General features: G+C 70.5%; 25 protein-coding genes. 18 read left to right on the top strand and 7 right to left on the bottom strand.

All coding sequences use genetic code 11. The annotated features are described in order from the left end of the window. Positions 1-53 precede the first annotated feature (53 nt). Positions 54-1,385: a nicotinate phosphoribosyltransferase gene (locus tag ACQP2O_RS44215; RefSeq protein ID WP_433175278.1), complete on the bottom strand. Its 1,332-nt coding sequence runs from the start codon at positions 1,383-1,385 to the stop codon at positions 54-56. A gap of 32 nt (positions 1,386-1,417) precedes the next feature. On the opposite strand from ACQP2O_RS44215, the gene clpS reads away from it, so the two are divergent. The 15 genes from clpS to ACQP2O_RS44140 all read left to right on the top strand — a co-directional run bounded on the left by clpS (position 1,418) and on the right by ACQP2O_RS44140 (position 11,435). Continuing rightward, positions 1,418-1,708, top strand: a complete 291-nt coding sequence (gene clpS, locus ACQP2O_RS44210; protein ID WP_360894830.1) for an ATP-dependent Clp protease adapter ClpS — start codon at positions 1,418-1,420, stop codon at positions 1,706-1,708. Positions 1,709-1,711: 3 nt separating this feature from the next. Further along, complete coding sequence (locus ACQP2O_RS44205) at positions 1,712-2,248, top strand: DUF2017 domain-containing protein (protein ID WP_433175276.1); 537 nt, start codon at positions 1,712-1,714, stop codon at positions 2,246-2,248. A gap of 106 nt (positions 2,249-2,354) precedes the next feature. Further along, positions 2,355-3,302, top strand: a complete 948-nt coding sequence (locus tag ACQP2O_RS44200; RefSeq protein ID WP_433175273.1) for an anti-sigma factor RsbA family regulatory protein — start codon at positions 2,355-2,357, stop codon at positions 3,300-3,302. Positions 3,303-3,490: 188 nt separating this feature from the next. Next, the gene (locus tag ACQP2O_RS44195) at positions 3,491-3,922 is read left to right on the top strand and encodes a M67 family metallopeptidase (RefSeq protein WP_360894822.1); all 432 of its coding nucleotides are present in this window, start codon (positions 3,491-3,493) and stop codon (positions 3,920-3,922) included. Between the two features lie 194 nt (positions 3,923-4,116). Then, positions 4,117-4,389 carry a MoaD/ThiS family protein gene (locus ACQP2O_RS44190; protein WP_433175271.1) on the top strand — a complete coding sequence of 91 codons (273 nt, stop codon included), beginning with the start codon at positions 4,117-4,119 and terminating at the stop codon, positions 4,387-4,389. Between the two features lies 1 nt (position 4,390). Further along, entirely contained in the window at positions 4,391-5,338 is a 948-nt protein-coding gene (locus ACQP2O_RS44185; RefSeq protein ID WP_433175269.1) for a PLP-dependent cysteine synthase family protein, read from the top strand. Positions 5,339-5,424: 86 nt separating this feature from the next. Continuing rightward, a complete protein-coding gene (locus ACQP2O_RS44180; protein ID WP_433175267.1) occupies positions 5,425-5,808 on the top strand; it encodes a hypothetical protein in 384 nt (127 codons plus the stop codon). Beyond that, positions 5,784-6,476, top strand: coding sequence for a nucleotidyl transferase AbiEii/AbiGii toxin family protein (locus ACQP2O_RS44175; RefSeq protein ID WP_433175265.1), 693 nt, complete (start codon positions 5,784-5,786; stop codon positions 6,474-6,476). The genes ACQP2O_RS44180 and ACQP2O_RS44175 overlap by 25 nt, the downstream gene beginning before the upstream one ends. A gap of 104 nt (positions 6,477-6,580) precedes the next feature. After that, positions 6,581-7,363: a thioesterase family protein gene (locus ACQP2O_RS44170; protein WP_433175263.1), complete on the top strand. Its 783-nt coding sequence runs from the start codon at positions 6,581-6,583 to the stop codon at positions 7,361-7,363. 76 nt (positions 7,364-7,439) lie between these two features. Continuing rightward, positions 7,440-8,258 carry a glutamate racemase gene (gene murI, locus ACQP2O_RS44165; RefSeq protein ID WP_433175260.1) on the top strand — a complete coding sequence of 273 codons (819 nt, stop codon included), beginning with the start codon at positions 7,440-7,442 and terminating at the stop codon, positions 8,256-8,258. Between the two features lie 11 nt (positions 8,259-8,269). Continuing rightward, positions 8,270-9,019 carry an MBL fold metallo-hydrolase gene (locus ACQP2O_RS44160; protein WP_433175258.1) on the top strand — a complete coding sequence of 250 codons (750 nt, stop codon included), beginning with the start codon at positions 8,270-8,272 and terminating at the stop codon, positions 9,017-9,019. Between the two features lie 37 nt (positions 9,020-9,056). Beyond that, entirely contained in the window at positions 9,057-9,776 is a 720-nt protein-coding gene (gene rph, locus ACQP2O_RS44155) for a ribonuclease PH (protein ID WP_433175256.1), read from the top strand. Then, entirely contained in the window at positions 9,773-10,357 is a 585-nt protein-coding gene (gene rdgB, locus ACQP2O_RS44150; protein ID WP_433175254.1) for an RdgB/HAM1 family non-canonical purine NTP pyrophosphatase, read from the top strand. Before rph ends, rdgB begins: the two co-directional genes overlap by 4 nt. Positions 10,358-10,522: 165 nt before the next feature. After that, positions 10,523-10,960, top strand: a complete 438-nt coding sequence (locus ACQP2O_RS44145) for a hypothetical protein (RefSeq protein WP_433175252.1) — start codon at positions 10,523-10,525, stop codon at positions 10,958-10,960. Positions 10,961-11,060: 100 nt separating this feature from the next. After that, the gene (locus ACQP2O_RS44140; RefSeq protein ID WP_433175251.1) at positions 11,061-11,435 is read left to right on the top strand and encodes a dihydrofolate reductase family protein; all 375 of its coding nucleotides are present in this window, start codon (positions 11,061-11,063) and stop codon (positions 11,433-11,435) included. Positions 11,436-11,487: 52 nt separating this feature from the next. Here ACQP2O_RS44140 and ACQP2O_RS44135 read toward each other — a convergent pair whose 3' ends face one another. Continuing rightward, positions 11,488-12,216, bottom strand: a complete 729-nt coding sequence (locus ACQP2O_RS44135; RefSeq protein ID WP_433175249.1) for a maleylpyruvate isomerase family mycothiol-dependent enzyme — start codon at positions 12,214-12,216, stop codon at positions 11,488-11,490. Positions 12,217-12,829: 613 nt separating this feature from the next. On the opposite strand from ACQP2O_RS44135, the gene ACQP2O_RS44130 reads away from it, so the two are divergent. Genes ACQP2O_RS44130 through ACQP2O_RS44120 form a run of 3 tightly spaced genes read left to right on the top strand, consistent with a single transcriptional unit; the run spans position 12,830 to position 14,362 of the window. Then, complete coding sequence (locus tag ACQP2O_RS44130; protein WP_433175247.1) at positions 12,830-13,345, top strand: SigE family RNA polymerase sigma factor; 516 nt, start codon at positions 12,830-12,832, stop codon at positions 13,343-13,345. Next, on the top strand, positions 13,338-13,796 hold the full coding sequence (locus ACQP2O_RS44125) for a hypothetical protein (protein WP_433175245.1): 459 nt from the start codon (positions 13,338-13,340) through the stop codon (positions 13,794-13,796). Before ACQP2O_RS44130 ends, ACQP2O_RS44125 begins: the two co-directional genes overlap by 8 nt. Positions 13,797-13,813: 17 nt before the next feature. After that, the gene (locus tag ACQP2O_RS44120) at positions 13,814-14,362 is read left to right on the top strand and encodes a ribosomal protein L7/L12 (protein WP_433175243.1); all 549 of its coding nucleotides are present in this window, start codon (positions 13,814-13,816) and stop codon (positions 14,360-14,362) included. 362 nt (positions 14,363-14,724) lie between these two features. Here the strand turns inward: ACQP2O_RS44120 and ACQP2O_RS44115 are convergent, their stop codons facing one another. The 5 genes from ACQP2O_RS44115 to ACQP2O_RS44095 all read right to left on the bottom strand — a co-directional run bounded on the left by ACQP2O_RS44115 (position 14,725) and on the right by ACQP2O_RS44095 (position 19,435). Next, on the bottom strand, positions 14,725-15,819 hold the full coding sequence (locus tag ACQP2O_RS44115; RefSeq protein WP_433175241.1) for a hypothetical protein: 1,095 nt from the start codon (positions 15,817-15,819) through the stop codon (positions 14,725-14,727). Continuing rightward, positions 15,816-16,718 carry an ABC transporter ATP-binding protein gene (locus ACQP2O_RS44110; RefSeq protein ID WP_433175238.1) on the bottom strand — a complete coding sequence of 301 codons (903 nt, stop codon included), beginning with the start codon at positions 16,716-16,718 and terminating at the stop codon, positions 15,816-15,818. Before ACQP2O_RS44110 ends, ACQP2O_RS44115 begins: the two co-directional genes overlap by 4 nt. Positions 16,719-17,021: 303 nt before the next feature. After that, positions 17,022-17,945, bottom strand: a complete 924-nt coding sequence (locus ACQP2O_RS44105; RefSeq protein WP_433175236.1) for an anti-sigma factor RsbA family regulatory protein — start codon at positions 17,943-17,945, stop codon at positions 17,022-17,024. Continuing rightward, positions 17,942-18,817, bottom strand: a complete 876-nt coding sequence (locus ACQP2O_RS44100) for an MEDS domain-containing protein (RefSeq protein WP_433175234.1) — start codon at positions 18,815-18,817, stop codon at positions 17,942-17,944. Before ACQP2O_RS44100 ends, ACQP2O_RS44105 begins: the two co-directional genes overlap by 4 nt. Before the next feature lie 114 nt (positions 18,818-18,931). Then, positions 18,932-19,435 carry a flavin reductase family protein gene (locus ACQP2O_RS44095; protein ID WP_433175232.1) on the bottom strand — a complete coding sequence of 168 codons (504 nt, stop codon included), beginning with the start codon at positions 19,433-19,435 and terminating at the stop codon, positions 18,932-18,934. Positions 19,436-19,441: the final 6 nt, after the last annotated feature.

Below are 19,441 nucleotides of genomic sequence, written 5' to 3'. Positions count from 1 at the left end.
GACATGCAGCATGCGCCGGGGATCACGGCGGCTTCCTTTGGGGCGGTACCTCGTCAGGAGCCGTTGACGAAAGTCGTCGGGATGGCGACCTCGCCTCGGGAGAGCTGGAAGGCCGACGGGGGGAGCTCCGCCAGGGCGCGTTCGTGGCGGTCCCGCGCTTCGGACAGGGGCTCGCGGGCGACGATCTCGCCGTCGACGACGAGGGGCGTCAGCAGCGGCCGGTCGTACGGGCCCGGGGTCGGCTCGCTCGTCGCGACGACCTCGGCGATGGCTCTGCCCTTCTCGTCGCGGTGCCGGACGGCCCACTTGCGCCCGCCCTTGCTGGGCTTGCCGACCGAGGCCTTGGCCACCGGGCGCAGTGGCCCGTCGTCCGTCTGGGCCCGGGCCACCAGCTTGTAGACGAGCGACGCGGTCGGCGCGCCGGAGCCGGTGACCAACGATGTGCCGACGCCGTATCCGTTGACGGGGGAGGCGGCGAGGGCGGCGATCGAGTACTCGTCCAGGTCGCCCGTGACGATGATCCGGGTCTTGGGCGCGCCGAGGCCGTCGAGCTGCTCGCGGACCTCGCGGGCCATCTCCTTCAGGTCGCCGCTGTCGATGCGGACGGCCCCGAGCTCCGGCCCGGCGAGGTCGACGGCGACCGCGACCGCTCGTGGGACGTCGTAGGTGTCGACGAGCAGGGTCGTCCCGGGGCCGAGCGCGTCGAGTTGCGCCTGGAAGGCGTGGCGTTCGCTGTCGTGCAGCAGAGTGAAGGCGTGCGCGCTGGTGCCCGCGGTGGGTACGCCGTAAATGCGCCCTGCTTCGAGATTCGATGTGGATCGAAAGCCGGCGAGGTAGGCTGCGCGAGCGGCGGCCACGCCGGCCATCTCGTGCGTGCGCCGGGATCCCATTTCGATGATCGGGCGGTCGGCGGCGGCGCGTACCATTCGGGAGGCAGCGGAGGCGATCGCACAGTCATGGTTGAGGATCGACAGCGAGAGCGTCTCGAGGATCACCGCTTCGGCGAAGCTGCCCTCGACGACGAGGATCGGCGAGCCGGGGAAGTAGCAGTCACCCTCCGCGTAGCCCCAGATGTTCCCGGAGAACCGGTACGACTCCAGCCACGCGGCGGTCGGCTCGTCGACGATGTTCTGGGAGGTGAGGTACTCCAGCTCGGGTCCGCCGAACCGGTACGACTCCAGTGCCTCGAGCAGCCGTCCCGTCCCGGCGACGACGCCGTAGCGGCGGCCGTTCGGCAGCTGCCGGGCGAAGACCTCGAAGATCGCTCGGCGGTTCGCGGTGCCGGCGGTCAGGGCACCCTGGAGCATGGTGAGTTCGTAGCGATCGGTCAACAGCGCCGTCGAATGATCCACGAGGGGCAGATTACGGTGTGGTGTGTAGACCATGTGCGGGCAGCACCCCGGAAGGAGGCACTGAGGTGACAACGGCTCCCGTCGAGCTTGATCGGCCGGACGCCGCCGAAGACGTACGTCCGGACCGTCCGTGGGTGTCGATCGTCTGGAATGACCCCATCAACCTGATGTCGTACGTGACGTACGTGTTCCAGAGCGTGTTCGGCTATTCGAAGAAGAAGGCCGAGAAACTGATGCTCGATGTGCATCACAAGGGCCGTGCCGTCGTCTCGAGCGGCACGCGCGAGGAGATGGAGCGGGACTGCGAGATCCTGCACTCCTACGGCTTGTGGGCCACAGTCCGGCAGGATGTCTGAGTTATGAACACCTGGTTCACGCGGGTCCACGGCGGTGACGTGCGGCTGAGGATGACGCGGGAGGAGGCTTCCGTCGTCCACGCGCTGGTCGCCCAGCTGCTCGATCTGCTCGGCGGGCCCTCACCCGGCATGCGGGACGATGGCCTGCCCAACCTCAGCTTCTCGGAGAACACCACCGTCTCCGACGATCCGGTGCTGGCCCGGCTGTTCCCCGACGCCTATCAGGATGATCAGGCGGCGTCGGCGGAGTTCCGGCGCTACACCGAGGGGACCCTGCGCGACGACAAGCGGGCGGCCGCCGAGCTGGTGCTCAAGACGCTCGGCGAGGGCGGGGACATCCTCCTGGACGCCGAGCAGGCCCAGATGTGGCTGCGGTCGCTCAACGATCTGCGCCTCGCCCTGGGCACCCGCCTGGAGATCTCCGAAGAGTCGCTCGAGCGGAACCGCTCGCTGGACTGGAACGATCCGCGCTCCGCGCCATTCGCCGCCTACGACTGGCTCACCTATCTCCAAGAGGACCTTGTACGAGCCCTTTGGTAAGCATCGTCCGTGGATGATGGTTGATTGGCCGGTTATCTCTCTTTTGTCGCCGAGCGCCTTGGTATTTTGGCGACGCCGCCGGACCGCGCGCTGGGAGGGAACAGGTGTGACCGTCACCGACTCCGTCGATGTGCTCGTCCACCGAGCCCTGCTCTACGGCCATGAGGACGAGTTCCTCGCCGTGACGATCCCCTTCCTGCGTGAGGGCGTTTCCCAGGGCGGCCGTCCGGTCGTGATCAGCGAGCGCGCCGCGCTCTTACGCCGCAGGCTCGGCCGCCAGGCCCGCCGGATGGAGTTCATCGACCCGTCCCGCTGGTTCGGCGCGCCGGCCCGCACCCTGACCGCCTACCTCGCGCACGCGCGCGAGGACTGGTGGCCGCAGGGCCCGCTGTACCTCGTCGCGGAGCCGGTCTGGCGGGCCCGCACCCGGCCGGAGATCCGGGAGTGGGGCCGGCTGGAGTCGCTGCTCAACGTGGCGTTCGCCGACACGCCGACCCGTCTCCTGTGCGCGTACGACGTGCGCTCGCTGCCGCCCGAGGCCGCCGAGGACGTGAGCCGGACCCACCCCGAGCTCGTCGGCGCCACCGGGAACCGGCACAGCACGCTGTTCACCGACCCGGCGGTCTTCTACGCCGAACGCAACCGGACCCCGCTCTCCCCGCCCGCCGAGCCGGTGATGAGCCGGGGGTTCGCGGGCGAGGACCTGACCGGGCTGCGGGCCTTCGTCGCGGCGGCGGCCGACCGCCACGGGCTGTCCCGGGAGCGCTCCCTCGCCCTGGTGCAGTCGGTCAACGAGATCGCCGCATACGTCGTACGCAGCGGCGGGGGATCCGGATCGGTGTGGATATGGTCCGCGGACGGCACGCTGATCTGCGACGTCGTGGACGCCGCCGCGCCCCTCGACGACCGGTTCCTCGGCTACTTCCCGCCCACGCCGTACCGGCCCGCGGGCGCCGGCATGTGGGCGGTCCGGCAGCTGTGCGACCTGGTGGAGATCCGCTCCGGCGCCGACGGCTCGGTCGTCCGGCTGCACATGGGGCGCGACCCCCGCTGACCGTCCGCGCGGGGGAGTGACCCCGGCCGCACGGCGGATCCCCGCTGCCGGTCCGGACGTGACCCGGCCGACCCGGCCGTGCGGCGGAACACGGTCCCCGCTGACCGTCCGCGCGGCGGAAACACGGTCCCCGCTGACCCGTATGCCCGCGCGATCTGGCCGCCGGCGGCCGTCGATACGCTGTGCGCATGCTCACCATCGAACGGGCCATCGTCGACCAGATCGTCGCTCACGCGCGCGCCGACCACCCGGACGAGGCGTGCGGCGTCGTCGCCGGAGCCGTCGGCTCCGACCGGCCGTCCCGGTTCATCCCGATGGCGAACGCCGAGCGTTCCCCGACCTTCTACCGATTCGACTCGATGGAGCAGTTCAAGGTGTGGCGGGAGATGGACGACCGCGACGAGGAGCCGGTTGTGATCTACCACTCCCACACCGCCACGGAGGCCTACCCCTCCCGCACGGACCTCTCCTACGCCTCGGAGCCGAACGCGCACTACGTGCTGGTGTCCACCCGCCACGACGACGAGACGGAGTTCCGCTCCTACCGGATCGTCGACGGCAAGGTGGACGAGGAGGAGGTCCGCGTCGTCGAGTCGTACGAAACGGACTCGGTAGACTGAGCCCCGTGACGACGATGACGGAGCGCCTGACCCGGGCTCGGCTCGTCACGCCCGTGCAGAACTTCCTCTTCGGCCACTGCCGCGCCGAAGTCGTCTACGACTGTCGCCAGGGCTGACTCCCCCAGCCCGGAATCCCCGCGCATCCGGCCGCGTTGAGCCATGCCGGGACCGTACGACGAAGGAGCACACTCGCGATGGCGATCGAAGTTCGCATTCCGACGATCCTGCGTAACTACACCGATGGGGCGAAGGCGGTCGAAGGTGGCGGTGCCACCCTCGATGAGCTGTTCGCCGACCTGGAGGCCCGGCACCCCGGCCTGCGCGACCGGCTGGTCGACGAGAAGGGCCTGCGGCGGTTCGTCAACGTCTACCTGAACGACGAGGACGTCCGCTTCCTGGGCGGTCTGGAGACCAAGGTCTCCGATGGCGACACCGTGACGGTGCTGCCCGCCGTCGCCGGCGGCTGACGTGCGGTTCGACTCCCTGCTCGACTCCCTCGGCCGTACGCCGCTGGTCGGGTTGCCCCGGCTGTCACCCTCGCCCGAGGTGCGGTTGTGGGCCAAGCTCGAGGACCGCAACCCGACCGGCTCGGTCAAGGACCGCCCCGCCTTCTGGATGATCGCCAAGGCGGAGAAGGAGGGGCTGCTGGCCCCGGGCCGGACGATCCTGGAGCCCACCTCCGGGAACACCGGCATCTCCCTGGCGATGGTGGCCAAGCTGCGCGGCTACGACATCGTCTGCGTGATGCCGGAGAACACCTCCGCCGAGCGACGGCAGCTGCTGGAGATGTGGGGCGCGCGCATCATCTTCTCCCCGGCGGCCGGCGGCTCCAACGAGGCCGTGCGCGTCGCCAAGCGGCTGGCGGAGGAGAACCCCGACTGGGTGATGCTCTACCAGTACGGCAACGAGGCCAACGCCCGCGCCCACTACGAGACGACCGCGCCGGAGCTGCTGGACGACCTGCCGTCGATCACCCACTTCGTCGCCGGGCTGGGCACCACCGGCACGCTGATGGGCGTGGGCCGCTACCTGCGGGAGCAGGTCCCCGGTGTGGCGATCGTGGCCGCCGAGCCGCGGTACGGCGAGCTGGTGTACGGCCTGCGCAACATCGACGAGGGCTTCGTGCCCGAGCTGTACGACGAGTCGGTGCTGACGACGCGCTACTCCGTGACGTCGGCGGACGCCCTGCGGCGCACGCGTGAGCTGCTCACGCAGGAGGGCATCTTCGCCGGCATCTCCACCGGGTGCGCGCTGCACGCCGCGCTCGGCATGGCGAACAAGGCCGTCAAGGCGGGCGAACGCGCCGACATCGCGTTCATCGTCGCCGACGGCGGCTGGAAGTACCTCTCGACCGGCGCGTACGGCGGCACCCTCGAGGAGGCCGAGGAGCGCCTCGAAGGCCAGCTCTGGGCCTGACCGCACGAATCACGAGCGCTTACCGAACTCGAAAGCAGTTTCGGTAAGCGCTCGTGCACGTTCCGCGACCTTGGCATATTGGTGCCATGCCCGAGACGTTGCCGAGTTGGACGGCGCACCTACCGCACTCGATCCCCCGGTCCCTGTCCGACCTGCACGGTCCACGCGAAGGCGTCGTCGACCTCCCCCTGGACCTGTGCTGGTCGGGACGCACGCGGTACGACGTGGGACGGTTCCCCCAGCGGGTCGCGCTGTACGAGTTGGTGATCGTCCAGGGCCTTCAAAAGCACTATCCCGCGTTCCTGAACGGCGGCTACCTGGTCGAGGCGTGGCCCCTCCTGCACCGGAGGCTGGGCGACGGCTACGTCGAGGCATGGGAAGGCCGTTTCCCCGAGCTTGCCAGGGCGGGCGCGTCCCCTGAGGCGTTCGAGGACGCCTTCGAGCAGTGGAAGCGGTCGCCGTGGGGATGAACCTGCCGCCCTTCCACCGGCGACTCATCGAGGCCGGGCTTGACCTCTGTGCGGAATACGGCTTACTCCTCGCCGGGGGCTATGCGATGAAGGCCCACGGTCTGGTTGACCGGCCGACCAAGGACATCGACTTCGCAACCGCCAACCCCCTTCCGGTCGAGGAACTGACGGAACGGGTCGTCGCCGGATACCGCGTGAAGGGATTCGACGTCGTCGCCACGCCGGGCGACCATCGATTCGCCCGGCTCGTCGTCAGCGACCCGCACACGGGTGAGGCCTGCGAAGTCGACCTGATGAAGGCGGCTCTCCGGGTCAGTCCGGTCGTCGTGGATTCATGCCCGGTGCTGGGCTTCGACGATGCGATCGGCCTGAAGATGCGTGCGGTACACGATCGCGGTATCGCGCGCGACCTCATCGACGCGGCGGCCTTGGCCGGCCAGTACAGCTTCGAGCGCCTCGAATGGCTCTGTCGCTCGCATGAGCCCGACTTCTCGCTGCGGCGCCTGGCGTCGCGGCTGGAGGCGGCCGAGCTGCGCAACGACTGGGAGTTCGAGGACTACGGGCTGACGCTGGACGAGGTGCGGCGGGTGAAGCGGTTCGCGGCGGAGTGGGCGCAGGACATCAACCTGCGGCTGCTGGAGGAGGAAGAGGTTGACCTCAACCTCTGACGCAGTGTGGCGATCGTCCCATATGGGCTTCTTGTCGCAGTTGTTGGCCACCGGGCCGGTAGGGTATCGACCGAACGTGGTTCTACTCGGCGATGAGGTGGGGAATGGGCGGCTTCGCTGCGGCCACGGCCGTGCTGAAGGTGGCGGACGGGTGCTACGCGGTCGACCTCGACGGGGACTACGGCTTCGAGCACGCGCTCAACGGCGGCTATCTCATGGCGGTGCTGGCCCGCGCGGCGATCGGCGAGTCCGCGCACCCGCACCCGATCGCCACCAGCGCGAGCTTCCTTCGCACCGTGGCGGCGGGGCCCGCCGAGGTCCGGGTCGAGCCCCGCAAGAGCGGGCGCACGGCCACGGTGGCCCGCGTCATCCTCGCCCAGGAAGGCCAGGACCGGGTCGAGGCGCTCATCACCACCGGCACCCTCGACGGCGACGCGGAGCCCGACTACTCGGTCGGCCAGGAGAAGATCCCCCCGATCGAGGAGTGCGTGACGTTCGGGGCCGACAACGGCTTCACCCGGCGGATCGACCTGCGCTACGACCCCGCCACCATGGGCTGGCTCGACGGGCGGCCCAGCGGTGTGCCCGAGATACGCGCCCACCTGCGGCTGCGCGAGCCGTACGACCCCGACGGCATCCTCCTCGCGCTCGCCGTCGACGCGCTGCCGCCCGTGGTGCTCAACATGAGCGCGTCCGGCTGGGCGCCGACCGTCGAGCTGACCTGGCACATGCGCGCCGTCCCCGCACCGGGCTGGCTGGCCGTTCACGGCCGGGGCCGTCTCGTCAGCGACGGATGGTTCGACGAAGAGGTCGAGGTCTGGGACTCCACCGGACGACTCGTCGCGCAGAGCCGGCAGATCGCCCGCGTCGGCCGGGGCCGCTCGTAAAGCACTGGAAATCACAGTGTGATGTGCGGCGCATCGGGCCACCGATGCATCGGAGGTCTCTTAGCCTGTTGGGATCATGTCTGACGCGCCAATCGGGATCTTCGACAGCGGAGTCGGCGGGCTGACCGTCGCCCGCGCCATCCTCGACCAGTTGCCGAACGAATCGCTGATCTACGTCGCCGACACCGCGCGGTTCCCGTACGGGCCGAAGCCGATCGCCGAGCTCCGCGCCTACGCCCTCGAGGTGCTCGACCACCTCGTGGCCGAGGGCGTGAAGATGCTCGTGATCGCCTGCAACAGCGCCAGCTCCGCGGTGCTGCGCGACGCCCGGGAGCGCTACGACGTCCCGGTCGTCGAGGTGATCCTGCCGGCCGTGCGCGCCGCGGTCAGCGCCAGCCGTACGGGCCGCGTGGGGCTGGTGGCGACTCCTGCGACCGTGACCAGCCGATCGTATGAGGATGCGTTCGCCGCTGCGCCTCATGTGACACTGACAAGTGTCGCGTGTCCGCGTTTCGTAGAGTTCGTGGAGCGGGGCATCACCATGAGCGACGAACTCCTCGACGTCGCGCGCGGCTACCTTCGGCCGGTTCTCGATGCGGGGTGCGACACCCTCATCCTCGGCTGCACGCATTACCCGCTGCTGACCGGTGTCATCTCATACGTCGCCGGTGACGGGGTAACTCTCGTATCAAGCGCCGACGAGACCGCCAAGGACGTCTACCGCGTGTTGCACGACCGTCGCCTGGCCCGGGCGGAGGGCTCCCCGGAGCCCGGCCACCGGTTCCTGGCGACCGGAGACCCGACGCCGTTCGGCGTCCTCGGCCGCCGCTTCCTCGGCCCGGAGATCGGGCTCGTCGAATCCGCGATCGTCGGCATTCCGTCCACCGCTCGTTAGGAGGTCGGCCCGTGCGGCTCACGGTGATCGGCTGTTCGGGGAGCTTCCCCGGTCCGGACAGTCCGGCGTCCTGCTATCTCATCGAAGCCGACGGCTTCGCGATCCTGCTCGACCTCGGCAGCGGAGCCCTCGGTCCGCTGCAGCGCCACATCGGGCTGTACGAGATCGAGGCCGTCCTGCTGTCCCACCTACACGCCGACCACTGCCTGGACCTGTGCGGATACTGGGTCGCCCGCACGTACGCGCCGGGCGGTCCCAAGCCACGGATCCCGGTGTACGGGCCGGAGGGCGTGGCCGACCGGATGGCGCGGGCGTACGACCTCGATCTGGACCCGGGGATGCGCCACGCGTTCGACTTCCACACTTTGCGCCCCGGCGCGTTCCGGCTCGGGCCGTTCACCATCACGACGGCGCCGATGAGCCACGTCGTCGAGGCGTACGGCTTCCGTGTCGAGCACGACGGCGCGGCGATCGCCTACTCCGGCGACACCGGCGAGTGCGACGAACTCGTCGAGCTGGCCCGCGGGGTCGACCTGCTGCTGGCGGAGGCGTCGTTCCTCGAGCGCCCCGATATCCCCCCGGACCTGCACCTCACCGCCCGGCAGGCGGGGGAGCACGCCGCCCGGGCGGGCGCCGGGAGGCTCGTCCTCACCCACCTCGTCCCCTGGAACGACTCGGCGAGCATCCTCGCCGAGGCCAAGTCCAGCGGCTACCGCGGCCCGATCGAGCTGGCCGCCCAAGGCGCCGTCTACGAGCTCTAGACCTGTCCAGCCCAGCGGCCTCGATAGGGTGACATCCATGGCTCGCCCCGACGGTCGGTCAGCCGACCAGCTTCGTCCCATCCGTATCCACCGCGGCTGGCTCAGCCATGCCGAGGGTTCCGTGCTGGTGGAGTTCGGCCGCACGCGTGTGCTGTGCGCCGCGTCCGTCCAGACCAGCGTGCCGCGCTGGCGGCGCGATTCGGGGCTCGGCTGGGTGACGGCGGAGTACGCGATGCTGCCGCGCGCGACCAACACCCGCAACGACCGCGAGTCGGTCAAAGGCAAGATCGGCGGTCGCACGCACGAGATCTCGCGTCTCGTCGGCCGGTCGCTGCGGGCCTGCGTCGACTACAAGGCGCTGGGCGAGAACACCATCATCCTCGACTGCGACGTGCTGGAGGCCGACGGTGGCACCCGCACCGCCGCGATCACCGGCGCGTACGTCGCACTCGCCGACGCGGTGGCCTGGATGCGCGGCCGCAGGCTGCTGAAGACCAGCCCCCTCGTCGGTTCGGTCGCGGCGGTCAGCGTGGGCGTCATCGACGGCGAGCCGCGGCTCGACCTCTGCTACGAGGAGGACGTCGCCGCCGAGACCGACATGAACGTCGTGTGCACCGGCGACGGCAAGTTCGTCGAGGTGCAGGGCACCGCCGAGGGCCAGCCGTTCGACCGCGCCGAACTCGACGCGCTCGTCGACCTGGCGGCGGGCGGGTGCGCCGAGCTCACCCGCATCCAGCAGGAGGCCCTCGCCTCATGAAGATCGTCCTCGCCACGCGCAACCAGGGGAAGATCGCCGAGCTGCGCCGGATCCTGGACGGCATCGACGTGATCGGGCTCGAGGAGTTCCCGGACGCTCCGGAGGTCCCCGAGACCGAGCTGACGTTCGCCGGCAACGCGCTGTTGAAGGCGCGCGCGATCGCCGCGCACACCGGGCTGCCGGCCGTCGCCGACGACTCCGGCCTGTGCGTCGACGCCATGAACGGCATGCCCGGCGTGTTCTCGGCCCGCTGGTCCGGCCGGCACGGCGACGATCAGGCCAACCTCGACCTGCTCCTCGGCCAGCTGTCCGACGTGGCCCTCGAGCATCGCGGCGCGCGGTTCGTCTGCACGGCCGCCATCGCGTGGCCCTCCGGCGAGGAGGAGACCGTCGAGGGCCAGCTGGACGGCGTCGTCATCGACGCGCCGCGCGGCACGGGCGGCTTCGGCTACGACCCGATCTTCGTGCCCGAGGGCGACTCCCGTACGACCGCCGAGATGTCGCCGGAGGAGAAGGACGCCATCAGCCATCGTGGCAAAGCGTTCACGGCCCTCGCGGACCGTATCCGTACGCGTCCGTAGGGTCTGGGGGCCCAATCCGCCCGCCGGAAGTTGAGCCCTGGGCCTCTACCTTCGGTCGGCCGACGAGGCGATAGTCGATGGGTATCCAACCCATCACTCACGGCTGAACCATGCCCGCCGACCTGCGGGGGTTCAGGCCGTGATCTTCGACGAAGGAATCGCCAAATGCGGAAACCGGCTGTGATCGTCGCCGCTGCCATCGCCGTCATCGGGGCAGGAGCGTCGACGGCGTCCGCCGCCACCATTGCCGCCAAGCCCAAGCTGCCGCACTCGTGGGACCTGGGGAAGAAGGTCAAGCCCGCGGACGCCCGGACCAAGGGGCACTGGGCCCGCAAGGGCAGGACCTTCACGATCACCGGGAACATCCAGGACTACAGCCCCGGCGACATCGCGACGGCGAGCGTGATCGTGCGCGTCAAGCTCGCCGGCAAGGTGGTGTCGAAGCCGAAGATCAAACCCGCCGATGACAGGACGGGCCACACCTTCACGGTCAAGTACACCGTGACGAAGGCCTCCCAGGTGCGCAAGGTGACGATCTCCGTCCAGAAGTGCCTGAACCTGTCGGACGGCAAGCAAAACTGCAGCAAGGAGAAGGTCTACTGACCGGCCGTCCACCGGCGCGCCGCTGAGGCGGCCGTCGCCGACAGAGCCCGGATGACCGCCCCGAGGGGTAGATCATCCGGGCTCTCCGCATGTCCGGGTCATGGGGCGCGGCGCCTACCAGCCCGCCCTCGACATCGGTGTGACCAGCCCGTACGCGCACCTGCGGCAGTATGTCGTCTCCAGCACGCTCAGCGGGATCGACGACCCGGCGGTGGAGGTCGTCTCCGGCGGCCCGATCGAGCTCGTCCGGCGGCTGAAGAAGGAGGACGGGGGAGACATCTGGCTGTGCGGCGGCGGAAAACTGGCCGGCGCGCTGCTCCCCGAGACCGACGAGATGATGATCAAGTACTACCCGGTGGTCGCGGGCGCGGGCATCCCGGTGTTCACCGCGGAGTTCCAGCCGCAGCTGTTCGACCTCGCCGACAGCCGCACCTTCGCCAACGGCACCCTGCTCCTCACCTACACCAGGAAGTAGACCCGCGCGGCTACCGCAGCCACCTGCGACGGAACATGGCCGGGCCCGTGGCTCAGCGGGTGGCGAGGGCGAGGGTGGCGCGCAGGGCGGCCGCCGCCTGGCGGTCGCCGCACACGCGTACGGCGTCGTCGGCCCGGCGTCCCCACAGCCACAGGTAGACGGCGACCGGGTCGCCGATCACGACCGCGTCGGCGTCGTCGGGGAGCTCCCGCGTCACCTCGGCCGACGCGGGCCGGAGCGTGACCCGCCACACGTGCGACCCGGCGGCGACGCCGACGGTGCGGATCGGGCCGCGCGTCTCGGTGTCGCCCCGGCGATGGACGAGGAACAGTGACAGGACCTCGTCGGCACCGTCGGCGGCGAATCCCGCGTCGATCGGGCCGATCGGGCCGTACGCCGTCTCGACGTCGACGCGGTGCACGGTGATCTCGTGCGCCATGCGTCGCCACCAGAATCCGACGGTGCGGTCGTCCGGCGACCAGGTGTCGCAGGGCTCGTCGGGGCGGCGCCCGCTCAGCTCGTCGTGCAACTCGGCGGCTCCGGCGCGGAACCAGCCCACGACGTCCCCGTCCGGCGGCGAGCTCTCCCAGACCTCCGGCCGGTGCTGTGCCCGGACCCAGCCGAGGACCAGGCGGTGCACGCTGCCCAGGTGCAGGAGGATCTCGCCGACGCTCATGCCGGGGCAGGTCGGGACCGGCGCGCCGAGGTCGCGGTCGGCGGCGAACGCGGCGAGGTGCGCGCTCTCGGCCCGCAGCCGGATGAGGAAGTCGGAAGGCTCCACCGGAACAAGCCTGGCCGGTCGCGCCGACTCCGTCAAAGACCATGACAACCGATCGGCCCGGAGGAGGGGTTGAGGGGGGTGTACGGAAACGAAGGGATCTTTCAATGACCGATCGCAGACGTCGCCGGACGACATTCACTCTCGCCGGGGCCGGCGCGGCCGTCGCCGTGCTCGCGGGCGTATGGGCGGGCGGCACCGCCATCGCCGGGGGTTCTGACCACAAGACGAAGAACGTCGCCGACTCCTCCAGGCTCCCGTCCGCCACGCCGACGCGGAAGCCGGTCCCCGTGCCGACGTCGACGAGAGTGCCGACCGCGAAGCCGACCAGGCCCGGGAAGCCGCGACCCACCCCGACGAAGGTGCCGCACCCGCGGCCGACCTGCGTCGCCGTCGTACCGACGCCTACGGGTAAGCCGCGGCCGACGACGGCCCCAGGGAAGCCGCGGCCGACGGTGCCTCCCGGGAAGCCGCGGCCGACGACGGCTCCCGGTAAGCCGCGGCCGGTGCCCACGAGCCCTCCGGAGTGCGGGCCGTCCCCGAGGCCCGTTCCGTCCGTGCCGGGCCGGGGATAGGTGGGACACTGTCCACCCTGAGCCGTGAGGAGGCCTGCGGAGTGAGTGGTGACGAGCTCACGTTCGACGAGTTCGTCACCGCCTCCGCGGGCCGCCTGCTGCGCACCGCGGTGTTCCTCGTCTACGACCGTCACCTCGCCGAGGACCTGCTGCAGACCACGTACGAGCGGGTCGCGCGGCGCTGGGCGCGGATCCTGCGCGGCGGGCACCAGCCGGAGGCGTACGCGCGCAAGGTGCTGGTCAACCTCGCCATCGACCACCACAAGCGCCGTAAGAGGCGGCCCGATCTCCTCGTCGGCGGTACGGGGGATGTCGAGCGGATCACCGGATCGCGTTCGATGTACCACGACGCGGGCGGAGCCCCGCTCGATGACGTCCTCGCGACGCTGCCCGTCAAGCAGCGGGCCGTGGTGGTGCTGCGCTACTGGTGTGACCTGAGCGAACACGAGATCGCGGAGGCGCTCGGCATCTCCCGGGGCACGGTGAAGAGTCATACGTCGCGGGCGATGGCGGCGCTGCGGCGGCAACTGGCGGAGGAAGGAGCGGCTCATGAGTGACGACCTCGACGCCCTGCTCCGCGAGCATTACCGGCGCGCGGCCGAGGGCATCCAGCCGGACGCCGAGCTGATCGAGCGTTACCGGGGTTCGGTGACGCCGAGGAGGACCGTCCCCGCGTGGCCGCGGATGCTCCTCGCGGCGGCGGCGGTCGCCGGCATCGCCCTGCTGGCCTGGGGGCTCCTCAAGCCCGATCATCCCGGTCGGCGCAGCGTGCCGCTGGCTCCTCCTCCCGCGACGGCCGTGCCCTCGCCGTCGACGACGCACTCGTCGGCGCCGACGACCACCCCGTCGCGACCCGTGGCGCCTCCCCATCCGCGGGCGACGAAGCCACCGGGGGCCCGCCGAAAGGTCACCGTCTCTCCGACCCCGAGCCCCACGCACCCGGGCGTCCCGACGCCGAACGCGTCACCGACGAGGCTCCCGAACGCGCCGCGACCGACACATCACTGATCTGCCACAATCCAGGCATGGGTGCCGTGGTGATGTTGATCGGTCTGGCCGCTGTCGTCTTCGTCGTCGTGCTCGTCGTCGTGGTCGTCAGCGCCACCAGGAACTCGAGGTCGTCCCAGCCGGTGGGCGGACCCGTCCCGCCGATGGGCGCTCCGCCGATGGGCGCACCCCTGCCGCCCATGGGCGCACCCCTGCCGCCCATGGGTGCACCTCTGCCGCCGATGAGCGCGCCGATGACGCCGATGGGCGCGCCGATGGCGGTACCGGCCGCGCTGCAGGCCCGGGTGCGCGTCCTCCTGGGGGAGAACAAGCCGATTCTGGCGATCAAGGAGGTCCGGCAGGCGACCGGGCTCGGGCTCAAGGAGGCCAAGCAGATCGTCGACGCCCTGCGCAGCGGCCCCCTGCCCGAACCGGGCCCGTACGTGCCCGGCGGGCCCGGCAGCGTCGCCGAGCGGGCCCGGCAGATCCGCGACACCGGTGACTTCGCGGGCGCCGTCGCTCTCGTCCAGGCGGAGACGGGCATGGGGCCCGAGGACGCGGAACGCTTCGTCGCGGCGCTCGGCTGACGAGGAGCCGGGGCTTGAGCAGCAACCGACCGGCCAACGGCGCGAGCTGTATCACCGGTACGAGTGGCGGCGGGGTCGCTGCGCACCGTCACGCCGAGCAGGCGGCGCAGCGCGGCGACGCGGAGCGCCGGCAGCGGAGTGGCCAGGGCTCAGTTCGCGTGTCTCAAGGCGGGACAGGGACCCGTACAGATTGCCGGGGGAGTTTGCTGCCGGTGAGCGCTTCGATGGCCGTATTGATCGCGTAGCCGTGCAGCGGGCCGTCCGCGAGGACGGTGAGGACGAGCATCTGCGCGTCCGACGCGCGGGGCAGGTGAGCACTTCCGGCCGACGGCCAGCGGCTCGGCTGGGGGAGCCGGCCGGTTTCACCTCCGGGCGGACCGGACGAAGACCGTGGTGAACACCAGTGCGAACGCCACCAGCGCACAGGTGAAGGTCAGCCCCGCGTACTGGGCGGGGGTGTGGACCGTACCGGTGAAGCCGAGGGCGGTCCAGATGGTGCGTCGCAGGCCCATTGAGATCGGCAGGGCGAGCGCGCCCGCGGTCGCGGCGACGGAGGCGGCGTGCCGCAGTGGTCCTGTCGGTGCGGGCCGGAGGGTGAGGCGCAGCAGCGTGTCGCTGATGACCGCGAAGGCGAACATGCCGCCCGCGAACCATGCGGTCTCGATGAAGAACAGCGAGCTGAACCCATCCTCTTGGGCTTGCGAGCCGGCCACTCCGACGCCGCCCCCCAGGCTGGCCACCACGACGAGGATCGTGAAGCGCCGACGGACCCAGGCGGGGGCGTCGGTGCGTGCCATCCAGCCGGAAACCCACCCGAACATCCGCGGCGACCTCTGCCCGAGCAGGTCGGCGAGAAGTCGCGTGTCCTCCAGCCAGTCGTCGCCGTCTTGTCTGCCGTTCCGTTCGGGCAGCAGGCGCCGCGCCCGGAAGTGGAACAACCAGGTGAGAATGGCCGGCACAGCGACCACGCCGAGGGCGCCGATGAGCCAGGGCGTCCCTGAATCCCACAGCCGGCGCTGGGCGCGGGCGGCGAACGCGATCCAGTCGGCGGCGTAGGTCACCGAAACGAGCAGTGTGGCGATGCCGGCGGCGCGGAGCAGCTGGGTGACCCGGTCCGCGCTCGCCACGTATCCCATCACCCCGGCGACGACGCAGAACACGACCCCGAGGGTGAGCGAAGCGGCAAGCTTCCCAAGGAACACCTCGCTGCGCCTCGGCCGCGCTATGAGCCAAGGCCGGATCGTACCGCCGCTGAAATCGCCCCCGGCGACCACTGCCGCGCGGCACATGAAGATCGAGGCCACGACCATCCCGGCCTGCTGGAATCCGCCCAGCGGGGTCTGGTGCTGCGGCTTGTAGTTGAACATCAGGAAGCCCAGTAGCGCCAGGCCGAAGAGCATCAGCAGGAGATGGGCTCGGTTGGACATGCGGAGCAGCTCCGCGCGGTACGTCCTCATGGGCGCACTCCTGAGATCGCGGACTGGAAGGCCTCTTCGAGGGTGGGGGTGACATGGCCGAGCTCAACGAGCTTGATTCCGGCTCCGGCTGCGGTGTCGAAGATCTGGGCGGCGAGCAGGTCGGCGTGCCCGTCGGTAGCCGCCCGCAGCTCGTTTCCGGCCCACTCGATCGCCAGGCCCTGCTCCTTGAGCAGCGCCGCCAGGCTGCCCGTCGCTGCCTCGTCGAGGGCGCGGACGCGCAGGCTTGGCTCGCCGACGAAGGCGTCGAACGACCCGTCGTAGTGGACCTTCCCCTCGTGGATGAGCGTCAGCGCGTCGGCGGTGCCCTCCAGTTCACGCAGCTGGTGGGTGGAGACCACCACGGCGACGTTGCGGTCCGCAGTGCGGCGGATCAGGCGGCGCAGGTGCTGAATCGCCTCCGGGTCCAGCGCGTTGGTCGGCTCGTCCAGCAGCAGGACCGCCGGGGAGGCGAGCAGCGCGGCGCCGATCGCCACCCGCTGCCGGTAGCCCTGGGAGAGCGTCTTGACGCGTTTGCCCAGCACGTCGTCGATCTCCATCAGCTCGGCCACCTCCTTCAATTCGGAGGCGGGCGCGCCGGTCAGGACGCGCTGGATCTCAAGATTGCGGCGCACCGACATCCCCGGGTAGAGGGCCGGGCCCTCGATCATCGCGGAGAGGGGGCGTTGCCCGTCGCCGACCCGCATCGTCACCGAGCCTTCGGTGGGACGGACCAGCCGTGTCAACACGCGCATGGTGGTCGATTTGCCGGCGCCGTTGAGGCCGACCAATGCGGTGACCTGGCCTCGCTTGGGGGCCCAGTCCAGGGCATCGACGGCGACCGCCGCGCCGAACTTCTTCGTCATTCCCGCAAGGACAACGGGCGACTCGTTGTCTTCCATGTCGGGAATACTACACGTCACGTAGTACTCGTTGCGTACTACTCGACGTGAACCATCGGTGTCCACGCCACGGAGACCGTGCGAGTGGCGCCATCGACGGTGCCCGATGAGACCGTGCCCTGGGCCCCATGCACCACCTCACGCACGACCCGCACCGGACCGGTGGACGGAGGTAACCCGGCTCGGCCCGTCGCTACGCCGTTGGCCGGTCGGTTGCTGCTCGAGCCTCGAGCCGTACGGCACGGGACGGCTGACCGACGACCTGGGGCCGGCGGCAGGGGACGGCCGACCGACGACCAGGCGTCAGCGGCAGGGGACGTGCAGCCGGACCGTCGTCCCGTCCGGGCCGGTGCGCAACTGGACCAGCGCGCACAGCATGCGAACCCCCCACAGCCCGAAGCCCGACAGGGACGCGGGGTCGGGCGGGACGAAACCGGGGACCGGGTCAGGCTGCCAGTGACCCGCGTCGGTCACCTCGACGATCAGGTCGCCGTCGTCCCGCCACATCTGGCAGCTGATCGGGGACCGGCCGTGCCGGATGGCGTTGGTCGCGACCTCCGTCGCCGCGACCAGCAGGTCGTTGATCCGGGGCCGGGACATGCCGTGGTGGCGGGCGTGGCCGCCGATGAAGGAGCGCAGCGGGCTCAGGTCCATATCGTCGATCGGGAGCCGGACCGCGCCGGGCGGAGGGGAGGGCAGGGGATCGCGGTCCACCCCCGCCTGGACGACCGCCGGGTCGAGGTAGGCGTCATTACAGCGCGAGCAGGCACCCTCCATGAGCCGGGGATGGGTGCGCAGCGCGCCGTCGAGCAGCCCGGGGTCGGTGGTGCGCCGATCGTAGAGGCACAGCACCGAGGCGCTGATGTCGGCGAACGCCTGGTTGATGATTGACTCGTATCTCGTCCACTCGGAGATCTCGGCCGCGGTCCCGGTCTCCCAGCCGGGCTCCGCGACGACCCTGATCCGGGCGGTGGCGTTCTCGGCGATGAACGAGCTGTAGTTGGCGATGGTGCGCGTCGGCTGGATGTACCAGGAGGCGGAGTCGGCGAACTCGACGGCGTCGGAGTCGGTGCCCAGGGCCTGACGCAGGCAGGAGAGGTTGGGCGTCGTCCCGACCGTGAGCACCGCCTCACCCGCGCTGAGGCCCTCCTGAACGAACGGCACGACCGTGTCCAGGATGTCCTTCTCGTTGTCGTACATCAGGACCTGGTGGATCAGTCGCGTCATCGGGCCTCACCATCGCCGATCTCCAGCCACGGCAGCAGCCGGCTGCTCACGAGCTCGACGATGTCCGCCAGGTGGGTGGACGGATTGTCGAGGACGACCCGCGCGCCGACGTGCATCGCGACACCCGCCATCATGCTGAGCGCACCCAGGTCGACGAATCGCAGGTCGGCGAGGTCGAGGTGCACGTCGCCACCGTGATCGATGACCTTCCGCAGCGACTCGGCGAACACCGCGTGCCGCGCGCCGTCCAGCTCGCCGCTGAGGCGCAGGCCACGGGGCCGGAACGTCGGGGTGATGCTCAGGATTCCGTCGTCGAAGTAGGGATCGGCGCCCACGAGCACCTCGTGCCTCTCCTTCAGCGCGGTGAGCTCCTCCGGTGTGCAGGAGCGCGCGTCGACCTGGCAGACCGCGATGGCCATCGTACTCGGGGAGATCGCGGCGTCCACCCGGGCTTCGCATTCGAGAACGCCGTCGCGGCCCCGCTCCTGCTGGAAGGCCCAGGTCATGTCGACCGTGACGCGAACGCCGCGGAAGCGCTCCGTCTCCGCCCGATCGAGGACCTTCTGCAGGGTGGTGCTCATCCGCGTGGGGTCGAACACGCCACGGGTCAGGCAGGTCTCCGCCTGCGGCAGGATCGCCAGCTGCCCGCTGCGGAGGTATGCCTCCGGGTCGAGCCGGTAGCGCGACCGCAGGTCGGGCAGGTCGTCCGGCCCGGCGTCGGTGATGTAGATGACCTTGTCGGATCCGGCGAGGCCATCGTGGAGGAAGGCTCCCACCACATGTTCCTGCTCCTCCCGGTCGGCGTAGGAGAACCACGCGTGGTCTCCGGGCAGCAGCTCTCCGACGGATCTTTGGGCGAACCAGCGCTCCATGGGCCTCCTCCCGCGCAACGTCGGCAGGTGGCCTCTACCTTACGGCGAACGACGCAGCGTGACGACGTTTTCACGGGTACCACTGGCGTCGAAACTTTCAGTGAAATCCACCGGTCAACCTGGGTGCGGGCTGAACCGGCCGTACCGGCCGCGGTGGTAGAGCAGGGGCACGCCCGGCGCGCCGAGACCGGTGTCGACGACCAGCCCGACCACGAGCCAGTGGTCCCCCATCGCGACCGTGTCGTACGGCTCGCAGAGCAGGTACGCGGCGGTCCCGTCGAGGATCGGCACGTCACCCGGCCCGGGGTGCCACGAGGTCGGCGGCGCGAACCGGTCGGTCCCGCGCCCGGCGAACCGGGACGCGATCTCCGCCTGGCCGGTCGCCAGCACGTTGACCGCGAAGGTCGGCGCCTCCCGCAGGTCCGGCCAGGTCGTCGACGTACGCGCGACGCAGAACGACACCAGCGGCGGATCGAGGCTGACGGAGGTGAACGAGGTGGCCGTCAGCCCGACAGGCCCGGGCCCGGTCACCACGACCACGCCGGCGGCGTGCCGGCCCAGCGCCCGCCGGAAGCTGTCCCCGTCCACCACCGGGGTCTGTCCCACGCGTGTGCCCATCACCGT

It is taken from the genome of Actinoallomurus sp. CA-150999, from assembly GCF_050942425.1.
Lineage (GTDB): Bacteria > Actinomycetota > Actinomycetes > Streptosporangiales > Streptosporangiaceae > Actinoallomurus.
Note: the sequence above shows the minus strand (reverse complement) of the source record. Positions and strands in the feature narration are given on the sequence as shown.

Coding starts and splice junctions, on each gene's coding strand:
- ACQP2O_RS44215 (WP_433175278.1), bottom strand. CDS start 1,385: ATGGTCTACACACCACACCGTAATCTGCCCCTCGTGGATCATTCGACG.
- ACQP2O_RS44205 (WP_433175276.1), top strand. CDS start 1,712: ATGAACACCTGGTTCACGCGGGTCCACGGCGGTGACGTGCGGCTGAGG.
- ACQP2O_RS44195 (WP_360894822.1), top strand. CDS start 3,491: ATGCTCACCATCGAACGGGCCATCGTCGACCAGATCGTCGCTCACGCG.
- ACQP2O_RS44190 (WP_433175271.1), top strand. CDS start 4,117: ATGGCGATCGAAGTTCGCATTCCGACGATCCTGCGTAACTACACCGAT.
- ACQP2O_RS44180 (WP_433175267.1), top strand. CDS start 5,425: ATGCCCGAGACGTTGCCGAGTTGGACGGCGCACCTACCGCACTCGATC.
- ACQP2O_RS44170 (WP_433175263.1), top strand. CDS start 6,581: ATGGGCGGCTTCGCTGCGGCCACGGCCGTGCTGAAGGTGGCGGACGGG.
- murI (WP_433175260.1), top strand. CDS start 7,440: ATGTCTGACGCGCCAATCGGGATCTTCGACAGCGGAGTCGGCGGGCTG.
- rph (WP_433175256.1), top strand. CDS start 9,057: ATGGCTCGCCCCGACGGTCGGTCAGCCGACCAGCTTCGTCCCATCCGT.
- rdgB (WP_433175254.1), top strand. CDS start 9,773: ATGAAGATCGTCCTCGCCACGCGCAACCAGGGGAAGATCGCCGAGCTG.
- ACQP2O_RS44145 (WP_433175252.1), top strand. CDS start 10,523: ATGCGGAAACCGGCTGTGATCGTCGCCGCTGCCATCGCCGTCATCGGG.
- ACQP2O_RS44140 (WP_433175251.1), top strand. CDS start 11,061: ATGGGGCGCGGCGCCTACCAGCCCGCCCTCGACATCGGTGTGACCAGC.
- ACQP2O_RS44125 (WP_433175245.1), top strand. CDS start 13,338: ATGAGTGACGACCTCGACGCCCTGCTCCGCGAGCATTACCGGCGCGCG.
- ACQP2O_RS44120 (WP_433175243.1), top strand. CDS start 13,814: ATGGGTGCCGTGGTGATGTTGATCGGTCTGGCCGCTGTCGTCTTCGTC.
- ACQP2O_RS44115 (WP_433175241.1), bottom strand. CDS start 15,819: ATGAGGACGTACCGCGCGGAGCTGCTCCGCATGTCCAACCGAGCCCAT.
- ACQP2O_RS44110 (WP_433175238.1), bottom strand. CDS start 16,718: ATGGAAGACAACGAGTCGCCCGTTGTCCTTGCGGGAATGACGAAGAAG.
- ACQP2O_RS44105 (WP_433175236.1), bottom strand. CDS start 17,945: ATGACGCGACTGATCCACCAGGTCCTGATGTACGACAACGAGAAGGAC.
- ACQP2O_RS44100 (WP_433175234.1), bottom strand. CDS start 18,817: ATGGAGCGCTGGTTCGCCCAAAGATCCGTCGGAGAGCTGCTGCCCGGA.
- ACQP2O_RS44095 (WP_433175232.1), bottom strand. CDS start 19,435: ATGGGCACACGCGTGGGACAGACCCCGGTGGTGGACGGGGACAGCTTC.